This window comes from Comamonas sp. wu1-DMT (assembly GCF_040187805.1).
Taxonomy (GTDB): domain Bacteria; phylum Pseudomonadota; class Gammaproteobacteria; order Burkholderiales; family Burkholderiaceae_C; genus Comamonas; species Comamonas thiooxydans.
Genome location: NZ_JBANEM010000009.1, coordinates 93,214 through 114,797, shown reverse-complemented (window position 1 = coordinate 114,797; position 21,584 = coordinate 93,214). Strand labels below are relative to the sequence as shown.

The window sequence follows — 21,584 nt, the reverse complement described above, 5'->3', positions numbered from 1 at the left end:
CCCGCCGGGGCAAGGCGCGCAGCGCCTCAGGGGGTTAAATTCTGCCAACCACGGACCAGCCCTTGCGCTGGTCCTGCTTGTTGTTCTCGTAGTCCCACACCGTGCCGCAGCGCTCGCAGACATAGCGGGTCACCGTCGCCGTGCTCGAGCCGCGCTCCTCCTTGCGGTTGCCGCGCTGCATCAGTTCGGCATGGCCGGGGGCTTTGCGCCAGTTGCGCTGAATGCCGGCACAGGCGTCGCACAGATGGTCTTCGGCAGGAGTGGTGGTGTTGGTCATGAAAAAATTACTGAATGTGGTGCAGGCCCCGGACGTCCGCCCGCGCTGCAAAGCAGCCATTGTGCCGCCTGCCCCGGTTTTGCACCGGCAGCGGGCACAGCATCACCGCTTGCAGGTCGGGCATGACCGCGTTCCATGTTGCCACTCGGGGCTCAAGGCCTTGCCCGGAAAGCACAGACAGCTCCTGTTTTTTATCCCCACCCCTGAAGACAAAAAAAAGGCCGCTTGCGCGGCCCTGGTTCAGTCAGCCTGGATCAGGCCTTCGCGGGGCGATAGGCCAGACAGATCTTGTTGCCGTCCGGGTCGCGCAGATAGGCCAGATACATGGAATCGCCACGCCAGCCCGGCGCATCCTCGATCGAGACGCCGCCCGCTGCCAGGCCCGCCGCATGGGCCGCGTTCACCTGGTCGGTGGACTGGGCCAGAAAGCCCGTGGTCGCGCCATTGCCAGAGCTTGCCGTTTCGCCGTTGATGGGCGTGGAGATGGCAAACACGCCCGTGGGGCTGCGGTAGAAGAAGCGGTTCTTGTTGGCAACGCCGGGCGCGATGCCCAGCTGACCCAGCAATGCGTCGTAAAAGCGCTTGCTGGACTCCAGATCATTTACACCCAGCATGATGTGGCTAAACATGGTTGTCTCCTGGAAAAGCCCTGTTTCGGGCGAAGATGGGAAATCGGCAAGCCATCGTAACGGGAGCTTGCCGCCCTCTTCTGTCACCCATATTCAGCCCACCATGCTGCCAGACCATTTCACCCCGGTTCCCCTGGACAAGTCCTACCGCCTGCTCAATCACGGCCCCACGGTCATCGTCTCGGCCCAGCATGCGGGCGAGCGCAATGCCATGAGCGCGGCCTGGGCCTGCGCGCTCGACTTCGCGCCGCCCAAGATCAGCGTGGTGCTCGACAAGGCCACGCGCACGCGTGCGCTGGTCGAGGGCAGTGGCCTCTTTGCCGTGCAACTACCCACCGTGCCCCAGGCCGCGCTGACGGTGGGCATAGGCACGGACAGCGCCGTCACAGAACCCCGCAAACTCGTCAAACATGGCGTGCAGCTTTTCGACGCACCGGGCTTGGCTGTACCGCTCGTGGCAGGCTGCGCCGCCTGGCTGGTCTGCAAGCTGATCCCAGAGCCGCACAACCAGCAGAGCTATGACCTGTTCATCGCCGAAGTCGTGGCGGCCTGGGCCGACGAGCGCGTGTTCCGCAATGGACACTGGGAGTTCGGCTCCGCGCCTGCCGAGCTGCGCACCCTGCACTATGTGGCGGGCGGGCAGTTCTTCGCGATTGGTGAATCGGTGCTCGTGAAATAGAAGCTCTTATGGCCGCATCGCTTATGTATCAAGCGCCGGCAGCTATCAAAATAATGCGCACTTTGCCGTGACGGCCACTGACACCCTCAGGTGCCCCGGCCCGCAGCGCCTGCGCACCCGGGTCTTTGTAACCGCCTTGATTTAGACTGCATCACTGACTGACCAAACAACCCATGACTGCAGGTGCCGTACCTCCGCACAGGGCAACGATCTCTGCTATCAATCACCTTGAAGTGACAGGCAATGGCGCAAGAGTTTTTTGATCCCGTGCTGTTCATCACAGAAGATGCGCCGACGTCGGTCGATCTGTCGCAGACACCGTTTTTCTGCAATATCCACGGGTTCCCGCACTATTGCGCGGAGCCGCCCACAGGCTTGACGCTGCTTGAGCCTGTCGCCAGTGACCCCAAGGTCGCCATCGGCAACGCATACCGCGTCCTTTCTGCGACCACCACCCACCCCGACCCCAAGTACGGCAATCAGACCCGGCTGGAGTTCCAGGCCGATAAGGTCGAGTACGAAGCCCTTGCCGCCACGCATCAAACTGCAGCGGCGTTCGGCATGACGCTGATAGCACCGGGCCAGGGAGTTCGCATCACCAGCCCCCAACCACATCTTTCGCTGGTCGACTATGAGTACGGCATGTTTGCCGGGCACCGCTCGCCCTATGAGGGCACCGGCTACCGTCTGCTGGGCAAGGTCTGTACCGACCTCGAGCATCACGATTTCCCGCATGTCTTCACCTCCATCGACCCGCACCTGCCGCTGGTGATTTCGGTGGGAAAGTACTGGCCTGAGCAGCAGAAAATCTGTCTCGCCGACCTCTGGCTGCCGCGTGGCATGGCCTTGTATGTGCCTCCCCGACCCAATCTTCCCGGACAGACTTGCCTGGATCTGCACGGCAACCGCAATTCAGCCCTGGCCTGCTGGCGCGGGATAGAGCGATCCAGCGTCAAAACCCAGACCCTGCTGCAGACCGAAGGCGGCTATTTCTACTGGTTCTGGAACGAGCTGCCCACCACCCACCCTCTTCTCGATCTGACAGGAGCGTCCCATGCTTGAAGCCCGCCCCCGCCTGCGCACCCTTGAACCCGACACGGACAACGGCCTCTACCAGACGCTGCTGGAATCCACCCTGGCGATTCCGTTCAAGATTGACTGGACCACGAAGAAATACAGCTATATCGGCCCGCAGATCGCTGATCTGCTGGGCTGGAGCCCCGAGAGCTGGGAGACCGTGAACGACTGGGCCGAACGCATCCACCCCGACGAGCGCGAGCAAACCGTCTCGCGCTGCGTGGAGCTGTGCCTGGCGGGTGTGGATCACGAGGCCGAGTACCGGGCGCTGACCAGCGACAACCGCTTTGTCTGGGTCAAGGAGGTCGTGCATGTGCTCTGCGACGAACAGGGCCAGCCCACAGCGCTGATCGGCTTCACCTTCGACATCACCGAGCAGAAAAAATCCGAGCATTTGCGCGCCGAGCTGGAGGCCCAGAAGCTCTCCAACGCGCGCCTGCAGGAACGCCTGCGCCTGACCCACGACCTGCACGACGGCCTGGGCGGCGAGCTGGTCCATATGATTGCTTCCGTCGAGCAGGGCAGCGATGCCATGACCCGGCCCCAGGTGCTGTCCATGCTCAAGCTCATCCGCAACGATCTGCGCCAAAGCATAGACAGCAACGCCTCGGCCCAGGTACGCGTGCCAGCCACTCCACAGGAATGGCTGGCCCCCTTGCGCCGCCGCTTCAACGATCTGTTCGAGGCCCTGGGTGTTCGCTGCGACTGGCAGTTTCCGCAGAGCTGGAGCCAGCCGCCCAATGCGCTGCAATACCTGGCTCTGACCCGGCTGATCGAAGAGGCGCTGACCAATGTCATCAAGCACAGCCAGGCCCGTCATGTGCGCCTGTCCCTGGTGCAGCCACAGGCAGAGGAGCTGCTGCTGGAGATCGAGGACGACGGCGTAGGCTTCGATGTGCAGGCCGTGGATGCATCGGGTCTGGGCGTTGGCATGCGCTCCATGGCGGTGCGCATTGCGCGGGTCGGCGGACTGCTGGGGATTGAATCGTCGCCGGGGCGGACTGCTTTGACGGCGAGGGTGGTGTTGGGTTCTGAGGATTGAGGCTTCTGGGCTGTAGTGCTTATGCGGTAAGCGCTTGCGACTATCCATTTCCAACTGCGCTGAATTCACCACTTGCTGCGTTGCTGGCGACAGAGGCCGGGATTTCGCCCCGGCGGGCGACCTTCTTTTCTTGCTCGTGCAAGCAAAGAAGGCAAAAGAACACGCCCCGACTGTCTGCGTCCCTGCGCTTCGCTACGGGCAAACCTGCGTCACGCCATTCAGTCTGCTCTGCCGCCCAACTCGCTGCGCGGCACGCCGCTTCGCTCAGACAAGCGGCGGCAAGCCAGAGCACGATGCAACGCTGTCCTCCGGCAGCGTTGCCCGCAGCCCGAACCGCGTGCCGCAGGCGCAGACACACGGGGGAATGCGGGAGCGGACGGCCTGCGAGAGTTATGACGAAATTGGCCTTTAGCGCTTACCTAGATTGCGGCAGCAGCTATCAAAAATACAAAAAAACTATCTGACTGTCCGCATTCGGTATCGCTCCTTTTGCCCACGCCTGCGACGGCAAGTTCTTGGGGCTGGCAGTTGCACCGCAGAGTGCAACTGCATCGTCATCACTTTTATGGCAACGTGTTTGAGCGAAGCGCTGCAAGCGCGCAGCGAGTTTTGCCGTACAGCCCCAAGAGCTTGACATCGCAGGTTGCCCCGCAGCGAAGGGGTCGTGGGCAGCAGGGGCCGTCTCTTTGCCTACTTTCTGGCCACAGAAAGTAGGTCGGCTGGCGGGCCAAGACCCGCCCGGTGGTCTAAATTGAGCTCCGCAGGCAATCTATCTTTCAATTTGCGCCTTGAGATAGTTCGAGTACTTCAACTCTCTATTTTTTATATATAAAATCCTATAGCTTATCTTCTCGGTCCATTTCTCACTTATTTCCATCGGATGAGGATATTTAAGCAATGCAGCAATTAAATAAAATTTATCTGACTCAAGACCAAAATTATTACGATCAAGCGCTTGAAACATCCCTTTTCTTTTATGTCCCATATAAGCATTAATTAAATAACACTGGGCAATTTCATATTTTTTAAAATTTCTCGAAATTAATACTGCAAGAATTTGCTCTCGGATTTTTCGCTTCAAGCTCTTTTCATATCTGGCAGAAATAACTCTCACCAATTGTTGCTCTATTGTGCTTGCACCTTGAAATTTTTTATTCACCTTGGTTGAGTATATTGCCCTAGCCATGGCAACAAAATCCACACCGAAATGAAATAAATACCTATGATCCTCAGCAAAAATCAACTCTTTTATTCCATTGTTTTTTAAATCGAATATTTTTGACTCATTTATATTAATTGAAACCAATTCAAAATCTATTTGAAATCTTGAATTGAATCTCAGAAAAAATTTCCCAACGATATATAAAATAAAGCTTGGAAAAAAATAGAAAAATAACACTAATAATGGCTTAAGCCTAGGTGATAGAAGGCTTCTCATTTTTAAAATCTGTAGCAGGCCTCTGATAAAACTTATTTTTACTCAAATATGCAGCTCCAGTTTTATTAGAAACACTCCAGCTAAACCTTCCTTCGAAAATTTCAGAATCACTCCGTTCACATCGCGGCGGAATATCAAAAGAAACGACCATACTGGAGACTCTAGCTTTTGAACTCGCTTTACAGAAAGCATTCAACGTATCATTTCCAAATATTCTTTTAATTATTCGACCACTTACATCAATCGGAATTTTTGAGGAACCAGAATAATGAATGACATGCTCCACTTTCATACCGCGAGACGAATCCTCATATATTCGTTCGCCACCGCCAATTAACTCTCCATTAGATGATGAGAAATACATTAAGAAATGCATTTCCATTTCTCTGTATGGATTGTAATCAGTCTCCTCAACAATTAATTTCAAGTAATATCTTCCATTAAACTCTGGAAACTTAAAAAACACGTCCTTCAACAGAAAAAATATAAACGCAACTACTATTGCAGCCAATATATTGGCGATTACAGAATATAGTAGATTATTCTTGTTTATTTCAGAAATAAATTCCATTAGCATTTACAAATAAACCATTTTATTTATCGCCCGCGTCGAAGCCACATAAACTAACCGAGCTTCTAGCACAGAATCCTTTTTCACATCCCGCGCCTTGCGCTCTTCGTCCGAAGTCACCACCGCCACCACCGGCCATTCCAGCCCCTTGCTGGAATGCATAGTCATAACCTTGATGGAGTCTTCTGCGGGCTTGAACTGGCCGGAGCGCTCACGCACCTTATGCGGCAAACCTTTGCGACGCAAAGCGTCTGAACACACCCACAGTTCATCCTTGTGGCGGCAGAGCACAGCCATCTCGCCCCAGGCATGGCCTTGCGCATGCTGGTCGGCCAGGAGTTCGGCCACGCGGGCCGCGCGTTCGGGCAGGGTGGGCAGGTCGATGACGATGGGCTCGGGGCCTTCACGACCGCAGCTCAGCGGTTTGAGCAGGGGGATGCCGTCTTCGTCCTTTGCATCCTCGGGCGTGAGCATGTCGCCGGCCACGCGGTGAGCCAGCTGCAAAATCTGGCGCGTGTTGCGGTAGTTGATCTTGAGAATGGTGGTGCGGCCGGACGCCTGTATGCCCACGCTTTTGAGGCTGAAGTTGCGCTTTTGGCCGCGGTCGTAAATGCTTTGCGCGTCGTCATAGAGCAGCAGCAGGCTGTTGGTGCTCGGGTCCACCATCTGCGTGACGAGCTTCAGCCATTCGGGCGCAAAGTCATGACCTTCGTCGATCAACACGGCGTGGTACTGGCCTGCGGGAATATGTTTGTCGTCCACGCCTTTGATGACGCGCTGCGCAAACTCAGCCATCTTCTGGCTCACATGCAAGCGGTCAAGGTCCGGGGTGTAGAGGTTGTAGGTAGTGAGCTGGGCACGCGTCCATTTGTCCCAATGCACGACATGCACACGGTCGGCCAGACCTTTGGCCTCCATGCTGGCCGCCAGCTTCACGCCCAGCGGCTCGTTGTAGCAGAGCACCAGAATCGGCTTGCTACCCGGCCCTTGCGTCTGGGCCAGATGCTCGGCGCGGTAGCCAAGGATCATGGTCTTGCCCGAGCCTGCCACGCCGTGGATGACGCGGTGACCATCGCCCAGGCTGCGTGCCAGCTGCTCCTGCTGCAGATCCATGACCCGCATGATGTCGGGCAGCTCTTCCTCGTCCTGACCGGCATCATCGCCAAACAGTTTTTGCTGCTGGGGCACGCGCACTTCGGGAAACAGAATCCAGCGAATGCGGTCGAGCTGCGGCAGGCTGATGGCGCGACCAAAGCTGTGCGGGAACATATCCCAAAGTCGCAGCTGGAAGGCTTCTGCGTCCACGGCTTCGACCATTTCGTCCTGGCAGATGACCAGATGGCCGGGCAGTGCGTCACCCAGACCCGCCGCATCGAACTGTTTGCGCGTGATGCGCGTGAAGACCACGCCGTGGCCCCAGGGAAAAGCCAGCTTGCCTTTGTGATCGCCATCGCCCTGCACCAGTTGCGGATCGCGCTCCAGTGCATTGATGACCTGAATCGCGCAGTGGCGCGCCTGCTGCAGCGGGCTCATCACCACCTTGGGCTGGCCGCTGCTGCTGTCGAGAATTTCGAAATATTCGCGCGTGGCCTTGCGAATGGTTTCCAGATGCCAATCCTTGGTTTCCAGAATCAGCGCACCCCGGCGCGGATGGACCACCACAAAATCGGGCCGCGTCTGCTTGGGACCAATTGGCACATCCCACCACAGCAAATAATCATCTTCGAGTTTTTGCTGCAAACGCTCGGCCAAACGTTTTTCACCGCTGGTCATACGCCCCGCGCAGCTTCCAAGCGCGGGAATTAATACCGCCATTGCCTCCACCTCTTACTTGTATCTTCTTGTTTCAGGAATGGAGGTATTTATATCCGATGAAGCCTTTCTGAATCTTGCAAAACCGATTAAAGCTGTCGCTCACGTTGGCTTCAATGCAGGCTTGGGTTTATTTCGAGTATCGGTTGCGAGCTGATATTCGGAATGGGCGGTTTTTCTCTGTGTCGTCAAAACAGAGAATTCAAGCTAAATCAGGCTCTAGCTCAATCGAGTCAAGCGCTGGTGGCTATCAAAATAGATTCAATGTTGTCGTACACGACAGAGGCCGGGATTTCGCCCCGGCGGGCGACCTTCTTTTCTTGCTCGTGCAAGCAAAGAAGGCAAAAGAACACGCCCCGACTGTCTGCGTCCCTGCGCTTCGCTACGGGCAAACCTGCGTCACGCCATTCAGGCTGCGGTGCGGCAAAACTCGCTTTGCGCTACGCGCGCCGCTCAAACAGGTTGCCGCAAATTTGTTCACGATGCATTGGCACTCTGCGGTGCCAATGCCCGCAGCCCGAACCGCGTGCCGCAGGCGCAGACACACGGGTGGGAGCGGGCGGCCTGCAAGAGTTATGAAGAAATTGGCTTCTGGCCCAATCAAAAATTGCGGTTGCAGCTATCAAATTTGATGGAAGCTATCTTTCGGTATCTCGCCCCTTGTGCCCACGCCTGCGACGGCGGCCTCTTGAGGCTGGCGTCTGCACCGCAGAGTGCAGGCGCATCGTGCTCTGACTTGCGGCAACGTGTTTGAGCGGAGTGCTGCAAGCACGCAGCGAGTTTTGCCGCACAGCCACAAGAGGTTGACGGCGCAGGTTGCCTGTAGCGAAGCGAAGGGGCGTGGGCAGTAGGGGCCGGCTCTTTGCCTACTTTCTTGCGGAAGAAAGTAGGTCGGCTGGCGGGCCGAGACCCGCTTTCTGTCCGCCGACAAGGCATGTCCCCGGAACAAAAACTCAAGCCAAATCAGCCTTTCCCCAAGGCAGATCAAGCGCCAACAGCTATCAAAAAGAAAGGCATGTGGCCCCGCAGGAACCACATGCCCCATCATCCTCAAACTCAGGCGCACAAAGCGCCAGCAGCCATCAATATTCGAGGCAGATCTTGCCGAAATGCTTGCCCGCTGCCTGATGCTCGAAAGCCGCCACCATCTGCTCCAGCGGATAGCGGCTGTCGATCACGGGCTTCCAGCCGAAGTTCTCCAGCGCACGCACCATGTCCTGTTGCTGCTCGCGGCTGCCGACGATCAGGCCCTTGAGGGTTTGCTGCTTGCGCATCATCTCCACCGTGGGCACGGCACCCGCAAAACCGGTCAGCACGCCGATCAGTGCGATATGGCCGCCCACGGCGCAGGCGCGAATGGACTGGGGCAGGGTGCCAGGGCCGCCGACCTCGACCACGATGTCGGCACCGCGACCGCCGGTGGCGGCCAGCACGGCGTCGCCCCATTCGGGCTGCTCCTTGTAATTGATCACCAGATCGGCCCCCAATGCCTTGAGCTGCTCGGCCTTGGCCGCGCTGGAGGTGGTGGCGATGACGGTGGCGCCCATGCTCTTGGCCATCTGCAGTGCAAAGATGGAGACGCCGCCCGTGCCCAGCACCAGCACGGTGTCGCCGGCCTTGAGATGGCCGTCCACCACCAGCGCGCGCCAGGCCGTGAGGCCGGCCGTGGTCAGCGTGGCGGCCTCGGCATGGCTCCAGCCCTCGGGGGCATGGGTAAAGCTGGTGGCGGGCAGGTTCACGAATTCGCGTGCAAAGCCGTCCACGCCGTCGCCGGGCACGAGCTGGAAGTCGGAGGGCACATGGCGGCCCGACAGCCATTGCGGAAAGAAGGTGGAGACGACGGCATCGCCCACGGCAAATTCCGTCACGCCAGCGCCCACGGCCGTGACCAGGCCAGCACCGTCGGCCATGGGGATGCGGCCGTCGGCCGCCGCGCCGGGGCGGCGCACCACACCCAGGTCGTGGTAGTTGAGCGAGCTGGCGTGAATGCGTACCTGGATCTCGCCGGCGGCGGGTGCCGCAGGTGCAGGCAGGTCGACAAGCTTCAGATGTTCGAAACCGCCGGGGGCGGCCAGTTGCATGACTTTCATGGAGTGCTCCTCAAGAGGTGAAACAGATGCTTTGCATGGTGCCGTCAATGCGCATCCACCACCAGTACCAACATATTTGTTGGGTAGTATTAAAAATGTAAGTAATGCATGGGCGCTGGCTGGCGCTACGATGCTTGCAGTCCGGAACTGCAGCGAGGTGATCATGAAACGATTGAACAGCAAGAGCGGCTGCGCCGTGGAGGTGACGCTGTCGGTGATGGGCGGCACCTGGAAGCCCGTCATCCTGTTCCATCTGCTGCCCGGCAAAAAGCGCTTTGGCGAGCTGGGCCGCATCATCGGCGGCATCACCCAGCGCATGCTGACGCTGCAGCTGCGCGAGCTGGAAGAGGCCGGCATTGTCGAGCGCACGGTGTATGCCGAAGTGCCGCCGCGTGTGGACTATGCGCTGACCGAGCTGGGCCGCAGCCTGCAGCCGGTGCTGATCGCCATGCGCAACTGGGGCATCGCATACAGCAAGAACTTTGCTCAGGCCGAGCCCATGCATGACGCAGATCAGAGCAGCGCAAGCTGCCTGCCAGACTTGAAGCAGAAGCAGGCTTGAACGCCTATCCATCAAACGTCAGCAGCTATCAATTCCAATAAATCAACAGCAAAAAGCCCGCAGGCTGCAAAAGCTTGCGGGCTTTGTTCTAAAACTGCATGGCTTACTTGCCTGCGGTCAGCGTGGTGTAGCTGTTGATCAGGTTGCGATAGTCGGGGATATGGTTGGAGAACAGAGTCCCCAAGCCCTCGATATCGTTGCGCCAGTCGCGGTGCAGCTCGCAGGCCGCGCCGAACCAGGTCATGAGCTGGGCTCCGGCCTGCTCCATACGGCTCCAGGCAGCCTGCTGGGTCATGCTGTTGAAGGTGCCCGAGGCATCGGCAATGACGAACACTTCAAAACCTTCAGCCAGGGCCGACAAAACCGGGAAGGCAACGCAGACCTCGGTCACCACGCCGGCGACGATGAGCTGCTTCTTGCCCGTGGCCTTGACGGCCTTGACGAAGTCCTCGTTGTCCCAGGCATTGATCTGGCCGGGACGCGCGATATAGGGGGCGGTGGGGAATTTTTCCTTGAGTTCGGGCACCAGCGGGCCGTTGGGGCCGTTCTCGAAGCTGGTGGTCAGGATGGTCGGCAGCTTGAAGTACTCGGCCATATCGGCCAGGGCCAGCACATTGTTCTTGAACTTGTCGGGGTCGATATCGCGCACCAGGGACAGCAGGCCGGTCTGGTGGTCCACCAGCAGCACGGCAGCGTTGTCCTTGTCGAGGCGGATATAGGGTTTGTTGCTCATGACGGTCTCCTTCAGAGGTAGTGGTGGGGTGAGGAAAATCAAACGCGCTGGGAATCCAGCACTTCGTGGTTCTGTACCACTTCCTGCGCCTTGGCGTAGCTTTCGATCAGCAGCTGGTAGTTGGGGAAGATGCCGGTATAGGCCTGTGCCCATTCGGCCGCGTCTTCGCGGTTCCAGGTCTTTTGCAGCTCCGAGGCAACGGCCGCGGTGTCTATGGGCACCACGCCGGCCTGCAGCATGCGGGCCAGGGTGATTTCCTCGGCCATCTTGGAGTAGGTGCCCGACGCATCGATGACAGCAAACACCTGGTAGCCATCGGCCACGGCAGCGATGGAGGGAAAGGCCATGCAGACGCTGGTGATGGTGCCGGCGATGATGAGCTGCTTCTTGCCCGTGGCCTTGACGGCCTTGACGAAGTCTTCGTTGTCCCAGGCATTGATCTCGCCCTTGCGCGCCACGTAGGTGGCGTGAGGCGCGTTCTGGTGGATTTCGGGAATCAGCGGGCCGTTGGGGCCCTGAGGCACGGAGGCTGTGGTGATCACGGGGATCTTGGCCAGCGAAGCGATCTTGGCCAGCGTGCTGGCCAGACGGCGCAGCGTGGTGAACGGCATGTCCTGCACGGTCTGGAACAGGCCGCTCTGGTGGTCGATCAGCAGCATGGCCACGTTGTCGGGATCAATCACGGGCTTGGCACCGTTGAAATTGGCGGGGATGGCTGCGGTCTGGATGCTCATGGAAGTCTCCTTGGAGTTGGGAGCGAAGGGAGAGGTCTCGCTCCCCGGCCGCATCGCTGCAGGGCCGGGGATACGGGTGGCACTGAGGGCTCAGTGGTTCAGCACGGCCGTGGGCGCATGGCGCTCGGCTGCCGGAATGCGGCCGAACTGGCCGCTGCGGAAGTCCTCCAGCGCCTGCTGGATTTCCTCGTCGCTGTTCATAACGAAGGGGCCGTAGCCGACCACGGGCTCGTCAATCGGTTCGCCTGACAGCCACAGCAGCGTGACGTCGCTGTTGGCTTCCAGATGCACGCTGTCCGCAGCGCGATCCATATGCACCAGCTGTCCGGCGCGGGCAATCTCCTGTCCGTTGACCAGCAGCGTGCCGTGCAGCACCACCAGCGCCAGCGTGCGGCCGGCCCGGGCCTGCAGCTCGGTGGCTGCTCCGGCGCTCAGCCTCACATCCCAGACATCGATAGGCGTGAAGGTCTTCGCCGGGCCGCGATAGGCGGTCCCCTTGCTGCCAAGGTAGTCACCGGCAATGACACGCAGATGACCCGCACCGCCTGGCAGTGCGACCTGCGGGATGTCGGCATTCAACAGGGTCTGGTAGCCGGGGGCGGACATCTTGTCCCTGGCCGGCAGGTTGACCCACAGCTGCACCATCTCCAGCGGGCCGCCGCTCTTGGCAAAGGCTTCGGAGTGGTACTCCTCGTGCAGGATGCCCGAGGCCGCCGTCATCCACTGCACGTCGCCGGGGCCGATGGTGCCACCGGCACCGGTGGAGTCGCGGTGGGCCACTTCACCCTCGTAGACGATGGTCACGGTCTCGAAGCCGCGGTGCGGATGCGTGCCCACGCCGCGCCGTGCCGTGGTGGGCGTGAAGTTCTGAGGGCCTGCATGATCCAGCAGCAGAAAGGGGCTCAGGGCCTTGCCGTGGTCGCCATAGCTGAACAGCGAGCGCACGGGAAAGCCATCGCCCACCCAGTGGGGACGGGGAGCTTCGTAGACACCCAGGATTTTCTTGAGCATGACATTTCTCCTTGCGGCTGGCCTGCGGTCCCTGTGGATGTCGCAGGCGTTGAACATGGAGAAAGTATGAATTTGGAACGATGACTTGAGTAGTCCACAATATTCAGTCTCAGAGTTCTATTTTTAAAACGATGAAACTGCCCGATCTCAACGAGCTCTACTACTTCGCCCAGGTGGTGGAGCACGGCGGATTCGCACCCGCAGGCCGCGCACTGGGCCTGCCCAAGTCCAAGCTCAGCCGCCGCGTGGCCCTGCTCGAAGAGCGCCTGGGCGCGCAGTTGCTGCTGCGTTCCACGCGCAGCTTTGCCGTGACCGAGGTGGGCAAGCGCTACTACCAGCACTGCCGCGCCATGCTGACCGAGGCCGAGGCCGCCGAGGAGTCCGTGGCGCTGGTGCATTCCGAGCCCTGCGGCAAGGTGCGCATGAGCTGCCCCGTGGCCTTGCTGGCCTCACGCGTGGGCCGCATGCTGGGCGAATTCATGCGCCTGTATCCGCGCGTGGAGCTGCAGGTGGACGAGACCAATCGGCGCGTGGACGTGATTGGCGAGGGGTTGGATCTGGCCCTGCGCGTGCGCCCGCCGCCGCTGCAGGACAGCGACCTGGTGCTGCGCACGCTTGCCGAGCGCCGGCAATGCCTGGTGGCCGCCCCCGAGCTGCTGCAGCGACTGGGTCAGCCCGGCGGACCCATGGATCTGTCGGCCTGGCCCAGCCTGGATATGGGCGGCCTGCAGGAAACCCACCGCTGGGTGCTGCACGGACCCGAGGCCGTGCGCGCCGAGGTCAGGCACCAGCCGCGGCTGGTGACGCAGTCCATGCTGGCCCTGCGCGATGCGGCTCTGCTGGGCGCCGGGGTGGTCCAGCTGCCCAGCATGTTCGTGCGCGAAGACCTGCGCAGCGGCACGCTGGTGCAGGTGCTGCCGGGCTGGGAACCGCGCCCCGAAATCATCCACGCCGTCTACGCCTCGCGTCGCGGTCAGCTGCCCGCCGTACGCGCGCTGCTCGACCATCTGGCCCAGTCCTTCAAGACCTTGTCGGAAGACTGAACATCAAAACCGCCTCCAGCACTTACTGGGTAATCGCCGTCAGCTATCGAAACGATAACAGCAGTATCAACCCAGAGCCGCCTGGATATCGCCTGCCAGCTTCTCGGGCTTGTCCTGGGGCGCGTAGCGGCGTATCACCTGCCCGTCACGGCCCACGAGGAATTTGGTGAAATTCCATTTGATGGACTTGGTGCCCAGCACGCCTGGCGCTTCGGAGGTGAGCCAGCGGTACAGCGGATGCGCACCGTCGCCGTTGACCTCGATCTTGTGCATGAGCGGGAAGCTGACGCCGAAGTTCAGCTCGCAAAAGCTCGCGATCTCGTCATCCGAGCCTTTCTCCTGCGCTCCGAACTGGTTGCAGGGAAAGCCCAGCACCACCAGGCCCCGGTCCGCATATTGCTCGTGCAGTGCCTGCAAGCCCTTGTACTGGGGCGTGAAGCCGCAGGCACTGGCGGTATTCACGATCAGCAATACCTTGCCCTGATACTGCGACAGAGGAGTGCTGCGCCCCTGGATATCGGTGGCCTCAAAGTCATAAACACTGTTTGCCATGCTGCTCTCCCGCCAAAGTGAAGCCCCAAGCTTAAGGCAGTCGGCAAAACATCTCACCATTGGAAACAAGCCCGCGCAGCCACGCCACGGAGACAATACCGGGGCTGCGACCATAGAAAAAACTATCCCCGCAAGCAGAGCGCCTGTTTTTTGGGCATTCTTCGCAGTCTTGCCTTCTTGCGGCCCTTGGCGGGCTGCCTTGCAACGTGCGTTTGTCCTTGAACGAATTGAAAGAAAAATGGGTAGCTCAGGCCACAGCTTTGTGGATGCGCGCTCGCGCCAGCACTCTGGGCCAGCGCATTGCAGCCCTGCCCTGGTGGCGTCGCTGGCCGACGCGGCGTGAATGGCTGTGGTTTGCCGCGGCCTTGCCGGTGCTGTTTGTCGTCTATGTGCTGCTGCTGATTCCGTTCACGCCCAGCATCAGCGACATCCGCAAGGCCAAGCTCGAGCAGCCGGCGCAGATCCTGAGCGCCGACGGCAAGCTGATCGGCGAGTTCAAGCGCAGCAACCGCCAGTGGGTGCCGCTGGAGCAGATTTCGCCCGCCGTGGTCAAGGCCCTCGTGGCCACCGAAGACCATCGTTTCTACGAGCACCATGGCATGGACTTCACGCGCACCGTGGGGTCGGTCATCCACACCCTTGGCGGCAATCCCCAGGGCGGCTCCACCATCACCCAGCAGCTGGCGCGCAATCTCTATCCCACGGAAATCGGCCGTGCACGCAATGTGAACCGCAAGCTCAAGGAGGCGATCACGGCCTTCAAGATCGAAGCGCTCTACACCAAGGACGAGATTCTCGAGACCTATCTGAACACCGTGCCCTTTCTCTACAACGCCTATGGCATAGAGATGGCTGCGCGCACCTATTTCGACAAACCGGCCGCCAGGCTCACGGTGCTGGAAAGCGCCACGCTGGTGGGCATGCTCAAGGGCAATGCCTATTACAACCCGGTGATCAACCCCGACCGCGCGATTGCCCGGCGCAACACCGTGCTGAGCCAGATGGTCAAGCGCGGCGAGCTCAAGGACGATGAGTTCGAGCGCCTCAGGAAACGCCCCATGCGTCTGGACTTCGAGCGCCAGGAGGAGCCCACGGGCATGGCGCCGCATTTTTCCCAGCAATTGCGCAAATGGCTGATCGCCTGGGCCGACAAACACGACTACAACATCTATACGGACGGCCTGATCGTCCGCACCACGCTGGACTCGCGCCTGCAGAACTGGGCGCAGCAAGCCGTGAACCGCCAGATGCAAACGCTGCAGGGCATTGCCAACAACAACTGGGGCCACCGGGACGGCTGGAGCGCCGAGAACGCGCTGGTACTGCAGCTGGTGCGCGAGACGGAGGCCTTTCGCAGGCTTGCCAGAAGCGGCAGGCCTTCCGATATCAGCGAAGAAGAGGCGCTCAAGAAGCTGCTGGCCGACAAGACCTTCATGAGGCAGCTGCGCGAGGACAAGACCCGCGTGCAGGCCGGCTTTCTGGCCATAGATCCGCGTACCTCGGCCGTGCTGGCCTGGGTGGGCAGCCGCGACTACGCACAGGATGCGTTCGACCATGTGGCCCAGGCGCGCCGTCAGCCCGGCTCCACCTTCAAGCCCTTTGTCTATGGCGCAGCTCTGCAGCGTGGCGCCAGGCCCGAGGACACACGCAAGGACGAAGCCGTGGAAATCCAGCTGCCCGGCGGCGAGGTATGGCGTCCCAGCGACGCCGTCGAGCCCACGGGCGTGCCCATGAAGCTCGCCGATGCGCTGGCCTATTCCAAGAACACCATCACGGCCGAGCTGGGCCAGGAAGTGGGCATGGACCGCGTCATCAAGCTGGCCCGCGGCCTGGGCGTGCGCCAGAGCCCGCTGGAGCCCGTGCCTTCGCTGGCGCTGGGCTCCAGCCCCGTCACGCTGCTGGAAATGGTCAACGCCTACGGCAGCATCGCCAACTCCGGCCGCTATATTCCGCCCCAGTTGGTCACCCGTATCGAGAATGCCGACGGCGAGCTGCTGGCCGAATTCACCCCGCCCAAACCCGATCAGGTCTGGGACGAGGAAGAAAACTACGGTCTGCTGGAGATGATGCGCGCCGTGATCGACAAGGGCACGGGCCGCGCGATTCGCAAGCAATACGGCATTCGCGCCGATGTGGCCGGCAAGACCGGCACCACCCAGGGCAATGCCGACGGCTGGTTCATCCTCATGCACCCACAGATAGTGGCCGGCGCCTGGGCAGGCTTCAACGATGCGCGCATCACGCTCAAGAGCGACCAATGGGGCCAGGGTTCGCGCAGCGCCCTGCCCATGGTGGGCGACTTCATGTCGCGCGCCATGCGCAGCCCGCTGCTCAATGCCAAGGCCCGGTTCACCGAGCCCAACACCAGCCACTGGTGGAGCGATCTGGTGGGGCGTCTGCGCGACAAGGTTCAGGAATGGAGCGGGCCCGCAGATGAGGGCAACGATCCCGATCGCACAGCGCCGACGGCTCCCGCCCATCCAGCACCCAACAGGAGCAATGGCAGCGAGGTCGACATCATCGAGAGCACGCCCGCTGCGCCGCCTTCGGCTATGAGCCAGCCCGCGCCAGCCGACAGCAACGCCCAGCCGCCTGACCTTGACAGCAGCCCCGGACTGGCTCCCGGCGAGATGATGCCGGCACCGGCCAGACCCCCCGCGCCTTCAAGCTGGAGCGATATAGGCACACCACTGCCGCCTGCCGCGCCACTGAATGCGCCGCAGGACAGCCAGTAGCGCGGTTTTCAGCCACATGCCCGACTGGGCTGTCGAATAACTGGTCCAATTGCAGATCGATACCCGCCAGCAGGTCTCCCACCAGGAGGCCGCTGGCGGATTTGTTTTCGCCGGGCATGAAACCCACATGCCGATGGCGCTGCGCCGATCCGGAGCCGACATGACCGCCAATACACCAACCATAGTCACCTTTGCCATCTACCTGCTGGGCATGCTGCTCATAGGTTGGGTGGGATACAAAGCCACGTCCAACCTGTCCGACTACATCCTGGGCGGGCGCAGTCTGGGCTCGGTGGTCACGGCGCTGTCGGCCGGAGCCTCGGACATGAGCGGCTGGCTGCTCATGGGCCTGCCCGGCGCGGTATTTGCCACCGGCCTGTCGGCCTCGTGGATTGCCATCGGCCTGTGCGTCGGTGCCTGGCTCAACTGGCGCTTTGTGGCGGCACGCCTGCGCGTCTATACCGAGAAGGTGGGCAATGCGCTGACCCTGCCCGACTACTTCACCAACCGCTTCGAGGATGGCAGCAGCCTGCTTCGCATCGTCACGGCGCTGGTGATTCTGGTGTTCTTCACCGTCTACTGTGCCTCCGGCGTGGTCGCGGGCGCCCGACTGTTCGAGTCCATGTTCGGCATGGACTACCAGACAGCCCTGTGGGTGGGTGCCGTGGCCACCATGGCCTATGTGTTCATCGGCGGCTTTCTGGCCGTGAGCTGGACCGACACCATCCAGGCCTCGCTGATGATCACCGCACTGATCCTCGCGCCGCTGATGGTCATCTATGCCGACGGCGGCGTGGGCGCCAGCGCGGCCATCATCGAAACTGCGCGCAGCGGTGCCTTCGACATGTTCCAGGGCCAGGGAGCGATCGCCATCGTCTCCCTGCTGGCCTGGGGTCTGGGCTACTTCGGCCAGCCTCACATTCTGGTGCGCTTCATGGCGGCCGAGTCGATCAAGACCATTCCCAACGCGCGCCGCATCGGCATGAGCTGGATGATGCTGTGCCTGGGAGGCGCCGTGGCCGTGGGCTTCTTCGGCATTGCCTTCTTTGCCAGCCGCCCCGATATTGCGACAAACGTCAACGGCAACCATGAACTCGTGTTCCTGGAAGTCGCCAAGCTGCTGTTCAACCCCTGGATCAGCGGTGTGCTGCTGGCCGCCGTGCTGGCGGCCGTGATGAGTACCCTGTCCTGCCAATTGCTGGTCTGCTCCAGCGCCCTCACGCAGGATATCTACAAGACCTTTTTGCACAGGAACGCCAGCCAGAAGCAGCTGGTCTGGTTCGGCCGTGCCATGGTGTTCGCGATTGCCGTGATCGCCATCCTGATTGCGCAGGACCCCCAGGCCAAGGTGCTGGGCATGGTCAGCAATGCCTGGGCCGGCTTCGGCGCCGCCTTCGGCCCGCTGGTGCTGATCTCGCTGCTCTGGGCCCGCATGACACGCAACGGCGCGCTGGCCGGCATGGTCGTGGGCGCGGTCACGGTTCTGGTCTGGCAGCATTACCAGTGGTTCAAGCTCTATGAGATCGTTCCCGGATTTGCGTTTTCCGCTATCGCAATCATAGTGGTCAGCCTGCTGGACAAAGAGCCTTCGGCCACGATCACGGCCAAGCACCGCGAGGTGGAGGCTGAAATCGCTGCCCACGGCGAATAAGCACTTTGGCCTCCGAGAAAGCCCTGTACGGCACTGCTGGCAGGGCTTTTTTGTCGCCAAGGCGATCAGGACGCAACCTCTAGGGGCCGTGAGCGGCCTCTCGCAGAGTGCACAAAAAATAGGCGCAACTTGCATTTTCAGGGCCTATCCGTCACACTTACGGGTCGAAATTTCAGGCATTACCTGAGATTCTGAAAGGTTTAGTGAATGCTCAAGGCCGCTGCAGCCAAGGTATATCAGACGGGTTTAGCGTTGATGCTGGGTGCCGCTTTTGCGCTGGCATCCCCTGCGGCTTTGGCGCGCAAAGCGCCGGAAGTCGGTGCCACCGTTCCCGGCTTTGAGACCGTGAGCCTGGCCGAACTGCCGCGCGAAGGCCGCACCACCTATGGCCGCATACTCCAGGGCGGTCCGTTCTCCAGCGACAAGGACGGCACGGTATTCGGAAACCGTGAGCGCATACTTCCGCGCCAAGCCAGAGGCTATTACCGCGAATACACCGTGCGCACGCCAGGCGCGAAAAACCGGGGTGCGCGACGCATAGTCTGTGGCGGCTTGCAGCCCCAGGTGCCCGATGCCTGCTTCTACACGGGCGACCACTACAACAGCTTTCAGCAAATCGTCCAATGAAGTTAAAAGACGCCCTCCAGGCCCGCCACACAGCGGCTTTTGACCTCTTGAATTCCGCAGCGGCGGTTTGCGCAGACAGCCTACAGCGCTGTCAGTACCGACTCTGCCACCAGTTTTGATGTTTTTAGAAAGAATCACGGAGATGGACACGCCACTTCGTAAGCCCTCGGAAACACCGTTGCGCAATGTTCGCCCGAACATCGTGCAATCCATTCGCGCCTATCGCATTCCTGATCTTCAGGCAGCAGCAGAGGCGCTGGGCTCCCATTTCCTTTATGCCAATCTGGCCCATGCCCAGACCAAGGCCGATGTTTTCGAGCTGCTGTCCACCCAGTTCTACCTGCCGGCACACTTTGGCAAGAACTGGGATGCGCTGTATGACTGCATGACCGACCCGATCAACAAATCCGGCCCGCAACCCGGTTTTGTGGTGGTGCTCGACCAGATTCCGACCACTCCCAAGTTCGACAAGGAAGTGCGCGAGCAGTTGCTGGACGTGTTCCGCGATACTGCGGACTTCTGGGCAGAGCGCAAGATTCCCTTCCGCTGCTTTTACTCATTCCTATAGGTCGGCTGCTGCGGCGCACACGACACCAAATGCCCGCCTTGAATGCGGGCGTTTTTGCTTTCAGAACCAAAGGCTCAGGCTGTGCCGCCCTGAGCGGCGGCCTTGAGCTGCATCCACTTGCCCATTGCAATCACCAGCACGGCGCCGCAAGCGGCCGCTGCGTAATGCGCCCAGGGATTGATCCGTACAAAACCTTCGAGCATATGGTCGCTGGTGATGGTTTCGCCGGCCACCCAGCCAATCAGTGCCGCGCCCAAAGTGACGATGACCGGAAAACGCTCCATCAGCTTGATCATCAGCGTGGAGCCAAAGATGACCAGCGGAATGCTGATGGCCAGGCCCAGAATCAGCAGCAGCATATCGCCGCCTGCTGCAGCAGCCACGGCGATCACATTGTCCAGACTCATGACCAGATCGGCGAGCAAAATGGTGCGAACGGCAGCCATCATGCCCTGCCTGGCCACGCTGCCGGAATCCTCTTCTTCATCTTCGCCCTTGAGCAGGCCCACGCCAATCCACAGCAGCAACAGGCCACCGATCACCTCGACGAATGGCAGCTGCATCAGCTTGGCTGCCACCACCGTCAAGGCAATACGCAACACCACGGCGGCACCGGAGCCGAGCAGCACCGCTTTTTTCTGCTGCTGCGGCGGCAGGCCACGTGCGGCCAGAGCGATGACCACCGCGTTGTCACCCGAGAGAATGATGTTGATCCAGACGATCTTGAACAAGCCGATCCAGAAATCGGCACCGAGCATGGCATCCATGGAAAATATTCCTGAGTTCTCTGTCCGTTGCACCTTGAACGGACAAACGCCCGGCATTGCAAAGCCAGGCGTGATCAATGCAGGGAAGTTTAGCCAACTGCCTCTTGGAGCCGCTATCGGCGTATTGCTTCTGACGTCATGGGAATTGCGGGCCACGGAGTTCGCTTTCGTTTTGGGACAGACTCCGCAGGCACCTCAAATTACCAGTTTTCAGTGATAGCCAAGCGACTTGATCTCGGTAACAGTGGGATACGAAAACCAGCGGCACCTCACACAATATGGCAGAGACTTTTTCCCTCCCTACAGAGTCCATTCTCCCCAGCCCCTTGATCGTGGTGGAGGATGAGCCGTTGATCCGCAATCGGCTGGAAAGCATTTTGCATGGCCTCGGATATGCGGATGATGCTCTCATCTTTGCTGCAACCCTGGGGCAGGCACGCGCCCGGCTGGCGGAGCATCCGGTCGCCATGGCACTGGTGGACCTGGGCTTGCCCGACGGCAGCGGCATAGAGCTGATCAGCCAGTTGCGCGCCGCCGATCCCGGCATGGGAATTCTGGTCATCTCCGCCTGGAGCACCGAGGATGCCATTCTGTCGGCGCTGCGTGCCGGGGCCAACGGCTATGTGCTCAAGGAGCGCGACGACCTGGAGGTCACCCTGTCCATACGCAGTGTGCTGCGCGGTGGCGCCCCCATCGACCCTTTCATTGCACGGCGCATCATTGCCGAGTTGCAGCCTTCCCAGCCCACGGAAGCACACAAGGAGATGCCGCCCGAAGCCATACTCAGCGCCCGCGAAATCCAGATCCTCAAGCTGGTCGCAGACGGCATGACCAACCGGGAGATCGCAGAGTCGCTCTTTCTCTCGCGCTACACCGTGGAATGCCATGTGAAGAATATTTACCGCAAGCTGGCCGTGCCTTCGCGCACCAAGGCGGTCAGCGAGGCCCGGGCACGCGGTTTGCTGAGCTGAATGTTCAAGCGGTCG

General features: G+C 60.4%; 22 protein-coding genes. 11 read left to right on the top strand and 11 right to left on the bottom strand.

All coding sequences use genetic code 11. The features are described 5' to 3' along the window. Positions 1–34: 34 nt before the first annotated feature. Both V8Z78_RS14410 and V8Z78_RS14405 read right to left on the bottom strand, forming a co-directional pair. Positions 35–277: a hypothetical protein gene (locus V8Z78_RS14410; RefSeq protein WP_003066979.1), complete on the bottom strand. Its 243-nt coding sequence runs from the start codon at positions 275–277 to the stop codon at positions 35–37. Between the two features lie 254 nt (positions 278–531). Further along, a complete protein-coding gene (locus V8Z78_RS14405; protein ID WP_003060301.1) occupies positions 532–906 on the bottom strand; it encodes a VOC family protein in 375 nt (124 codons plus the stop codon). A gap of 103 nt (positions 907–1,009) precedes the next feature. Between V8Z78_RS14405 and V8Z78_RS14400 the strand changes: the two genes are divergently transcribed. The 3 genes from V8Z78_RS14400 (at position 1,010) to V8Z78_RS14390 (ending at position 3,704) form a co-directional block, all read left to right on the top strand. Then, complete coding sequence (locus tag V8Z78_RS14400) at positions 1,010–1,585, top strand: flavin reductase family protein (RefSeq protein WP_087865939.1); 576 nt, start codon at positions 1,010–1,012, stop codon at positions 1,583–1,585. Between the two features lie 243 nt (positions 1,586–1,828). Beyond that, the gene (locus V8Z78_RS14395) at positions 1,829–2,647 is read left to right on the top strand and encodes a hypothetical protein (protein WP_349731587.1); all 819 of its coding nucleotides are present in this window, start codon (positions 1,829–1,831) and stop codon (positions 2,645–2,647) included. Next, entirely contained in the window at positions 2,640–3,704 is a 1,065-nt protein-coding gene (locus V8Z78_RS14390) for a sensor histidine kinase (RefSeq protein WP_039050325.1), read from the top strand. The genes V8Z78_RS14395 and V8Z78_RS14390 overlap by 8 nt, the downstream gene beginning before the upstream one ends. Before the next feature lie 769 nt (positions 3,705–4,473). Here the strand turns inward: V8Z78_RS14390 and V8Z78_RS14385 are convergent. From V8Z78_RS14385 to V8Z78_RS14370, 4 genes are all read right to left on the bottom strand, one after another. Continuing rightward, positions 4,474–5,010, bottom strand: a complete 537-nt coding sequence (locus V8Z78_RS14385; RefSeq protein WP_349731586.1) for a transglycosylase domain-containing protein — start codon at positions 5,008–5,010, stop codon at positions 4,474–4,476. A gap of 109 nt (positions 5,011–5,119) precedes the next feature. Beyond that, on the bottom strand, positions 5,120–5,713 hold the full coding sequence (locus V8Z78_RS14380) for a hypothetical protein (RefSeq protein ID WP_145914968.1): 594 nt from the start codon (positions 5,711–5,713) through the stop codon (positions 5,120–5,122). 6 nt (positions 5,714–5,719) lie between these two features. Further along, a complete protein-coding gene (locus V8Z78_RS14375; protein WP_349731585.1) occupies positions 5,720–7,528 on the bottom strand; it encodes a DEAD/DEAH box helicase in 1,809 nt (602 codons plus the stop codon). Positions 7,529–8,607: 1,079 nt separating this feature from the next. Then, a complete protein-coding gene (locus V8Z78_RS14370) occupies positions 8,608–9,615 on the bottom strand; it encodes a zinc-dependent alcohol dehydrogenase family protein (RefSeq protein WP_349731584.1) in 1,008 nt (335 codons plus the stop codon). Between the two features lie 163 nt (positions 9,616–9,778). Between V8Z78_RS14370 and V8Z78_RS14365 the strand changes: the two genes are divergently transcribed. Next, positions 9,779–10,177, top strand: a complete 399-nt coding sequence (locus V8Z78_RS14365) for a winged helix-turn-helix transcriptional regulator (RefSeq protein ID WP_046460502.1) — start codon at positions 9,779–9,781, stop codon at positions 10,175–10,177. A 103-nt stretch (positions 10,178–10,280) separates the two neighbouring features. On the opposite strand, the gene ycaC is transcribed toward V8Z78_RS14365, so the two are convergent. The 3 genes from ycaC to V8Z78_RS14350 all read right to left on the bottom strand — a co-directional run bounded on the left by ycaC (position 10,281) and on the right by V8Z78_RS14350 (position 12,655). After that, on the bottom strand, positions 10,281–10,910 hold the full coding sequence (gene ycaC / locus V8Z78_RS14360) for an isochorismate family cysteine hydrolase YcaC (protein ID WP_057094054.1): 630 nt from the start codon (positions 10,908–10,910) through the stop codon (positions 10,281–10,283). 38 nt (positions 10,911–10,948) lie between these two features. Next, positions 10,949–11,644: an isochorismatase family protein gene (locus V8Z78_RS14355; protein ID WP_003066964.1), complete on the bottom strand. Its 696-nt coding sequence runs from the start codon at positions 11,642–11,644 to the stop codon at positions 10,949–10,951. A 90-nt stretch (positions 11,645–11,734) separates the two neighbouring features. After that, on the bottom strand, positions 11,735–12,655 hold the full coding sequence (locus V8Z78_RS14350; RefSeq protein ID WP_179627365.1) for a pirin family protein: 921 nt from the start codon (positions 12,653–12,655) through the stop codon (positions 11,735–11,737). 131 nt (positions 12,656–12,786) lie between these two features. On the opposite strand from V8Z78_RS14350, the gene V8Z78_RS14345 reads away from it, so the two are divergent. Further along, positions 12,787–13,698, top strand: coding sequence for a LysR family transcriptional regulator (locus V8Z78_RS14345; protein WP_080944381.1), 912 nt, complete (start codon positions 12,787–12,789; stop codon positions 13,696–13,698). 66 nt (positions 13,699–13,764) lie between these two features. Here V8Z78_RS14345 and V8Z78_RS14340 read toward each other — a convergent pair whose 3' ends face one another. Further along, positions 13,765–14,250: a glutathione peroxidase gene (locus V8Z78_RS14340; RefSeq protein WP_012840289.1), complete on the bottom strand. Its 486-nt coding sequence runs from the start codon at positions 14,248–14,250 to the stop codon at positions 13,765–13,767. 266 nt (positions 14,251–14,516) lie between these two features. On the opposite strand from V8Z78_RS14340, the gene V8Z78_RS14335 reads away from it, so the two are divergent. From V8Z78_RS14335 to V8Z78_RS14320, 4 genes are all read left to right on the top strand, one after another. Beyond that, on the top strand, positions 14,517–16,985 hold the full coding sequence (locus tag V8Z78_RS14335) for a penicillin-binding protein 1A (RefSeq protein WP_349731617.1): 2,469 nt from the start codon (positions 14,517–14,519) through the stop codon (positions 16,983–16,985). 160 nt (positions 16,986–17,145) lie between these two features. Next, on the top strand, positions 17,146–18,636 hold the full coding sequence (gene putP / locus V8Z78_RS14330) for a sodium/proline symporter PutP (protein WP_502878850.1): 1,491 nt from the start codon (positions 17,146–17,148) through the stop codon (positions 18,634–18,636). 207 nt (positions 18,637–18,843) lie between these two features. Further along, positions 18,844–19,263, top strand: a complete 420-nt coding sequence (locus tag V8Z78_RS14325) for a guanyl-specific ribonuclease (protein WP_003066953.1) — start codon at positions 18,844–18,846, stop codon at positions 19,261–19,263. Between the two features lie 142 nt (positions 19,264–19,405). After that, complete coding sequence (locus V8Z78_RS14320; RefSeq protein WP_003072350.1) at positions 19,406–19,831, top strand: barstar family protein; 426 nt, start codon at positions 19,406–19,408, stop codon at positions 19,829–19,831. A 74-nt stretch (positions 19,832–19,905) separates the two neighbouring features. On the opposite strand, the gene V8Z78_RS14315 is transcribed toward V8Z78_RS14320, so the two are convergent. Beyond that, entirely contained in the window at positions 19,906–20,598 is a 693-nt protein-coding gene (locus V8Z78_RS14315; protein ID WP_003066946.1) for a TerC family protein, read from the bottom strand. On the opposite strand from V8Z78_RS14315, the gene V8Z78_RS14310 reads away from it, so the two are divergent. Both V8Z78_RS14310 and V8Z78_RS14305 read left to right on the top strand, forming a co-directional pair. Then, complete coding sequence (locus tag V8Z78_RS14310; protein WP_003066944.1) at positions 20,597–20,815, top strand: hypothetical protein; 219 nt, start codon at positions 20,597–20,599, stop codon at positions 20,813–20,815. The two genes, V8Z78_RS14315 and V8Z78_RS14310, sit on opposite strands and share 2 nt — an antisense overlap. Before the next feature lie 61 nt (positions 20,816–20,876). Next, positions 20,877–21,569, top strand: coding sequence for a LuxR C-terminal-related transcriptional regulator (locus V8Z78_RS14305; protein WP_034347946.1), 693 nt, complete (start codon positions 20,877–20,879; stop codon positions 21,567–21,569). Positions 21,570–21,584 lie beyond the last annotated feature (15 nt).

Excerpts from the sequence above, each read along its gene's own strand:
- V8Z78_RS14410 (WP_003066979.1), bottom strand. The coding sequence starts at position 277 with ATGACCAACACCACCACTCCTGCCGAAGACCATCTGTGCGACGCCTGT.
- V8Z78_RS14405 (WP_003060301.1), bottom strand. The coding sequence starts at position 906 with ATGTTTAGCCACATCATGCTGGGTGTAAATGATCTGGAGTCCAGCAAG.
- V8Z78_RS14400 (WP_087865939.1), top strand. The coding sequence starts at position 1,010 with ATGCTGCCAGACCATTTCACCCCGGTTCCCCTGGACAAGTCCTACCGC.
- V8Z78_RS14395 (WP_349731587.1), top strand. The coding sequence starts at position 1,829 with ATGGCGCAAGAGTTTTTTGATCCCGTGCTGTTCATCACAGAAGATGCG.
- V8Z78_RS14390 (WP_039050325.1), top strand. The coding sequence starts at position 2,640 with ATGCTTGAAGCCCGCCCCCGCCTGCGCACCCTTGAACCCGACACGGAC.
- V8Z78_RS14380 (WP_145914968.1), bottom strand. The coding sequence starts at position 5,713 with ATGGAATTTATTTCTGAAATAAACAAGAATAATCTACTATATTCTGTA.
- V8Z78_RS14375 (WP_349731585.1), bottom strand. The coding sequence starts at position 7,528 with ATGGCGGTATTAATTCCCGCGCTTGGAAGCTGCGCGGGGCGTATGACC.
- V8Z78_RS14370 (WP_349731584.1), bottom strand. The coding sequence starts at position 9,615 with ATGAAAGTCATGCAACTGGCCGCCCCCGGCGGTTTCGAACATCTGAAG.
- V8Z78_RS14365 (WP_046460502.1), top strand. The coding sequence starts at position 9,779 with ATGAAACGATTGAACAGCAAGAGCGGCTGCGCCGTGGAGGTGACGCTG.
- ycaC (WP_057094054.1), bottom strand. The coding sequence starts at position 10,910 with ATGAGCAACAAACCCTATATCCGCCTCGACAAGGACAACGCTGCCGTG.
- V8Z78_RS14355 (WP_003066964.1), bottom strand. The coding sequence starts at position 11,644 with ATGAGCATCCAGACCGCAGCCATCCCCGCCAATTTCAACGGTGCCAAG.
- V8Z78_RS14350 (WP_179627365.1), bottom strand. The coding sequence starts at position 12,655 with ATGCTCAAGAAAATCCTGGGTGTCTACGAAGCTCCCCGTCCCCACTGG.
- V8Z78_RS14345 (WP_080944381.1), top strand. The coding sequence starts at position 12,787 with ATGAAACTGCCCGATCTCAACGAGCTCTACTACTTCGCCCAGGTGGTG.
- V8Z78_RS14340 (WP_012840289.1), bottom strand. The coding sequence starts at position 14,250 with ATGGCAAACAGTGTTTATGACTTTGAGGCCACCGATATCCAGGGGCGC.
- V8Z78_RS14335 (WP_349731617.1), top strand. The coding sequence starts at position 14,517 with ATGCGCGCTCGCGCCAGCACTCTGGGCCAGCGCATTGCAGCCCTGCCC.
- putP (WP_502878850.1), top strand. The coding sequence starts at position 17,146 with ATGACCGCCAATACACCAACCATAGTCACCTTTGCCATCTACCTGCTG.
- V8Z78_RS14325 (WP_003066953.1), top strand. The coding sequence starts at position 18,844 with ATGCTCAAGGCCGCTGCAGCCAAGGTATATCAGACGGGTTTAGCGTTG.
- V8Z78_RS14320 (WP_003072350.1), top strand. The coding sequence starts at position 19,406 with ATGGACACGCCACTTCGTAAGCCCTCGGAAACACCGTTGCGCAATGTT.
- V8Z78_RS14310 (WP_003066944.1), top strand. The coding sequence starts at position 20,597 with ATGGAAAATATTCCTGAGTTCTCTGTCCGTTGCACCTTGAACGGACAA.
- V8Z78_RS14315 (WP_003066946.1), bottom strand. The coding sequence starts at position 20,598 with ATGGATGCCATGCTCGGTGCCGATTTCTGGATCGGCTTGTTCAAGATC.
- V8Z78_RS14305 (WP_034347946.1), top strand. The coding sequence starts at position 20,877 with ATGGCAGAGACTTTTTCCCTCCCTACAGAGTCCATTCTCCCCAGCCCC.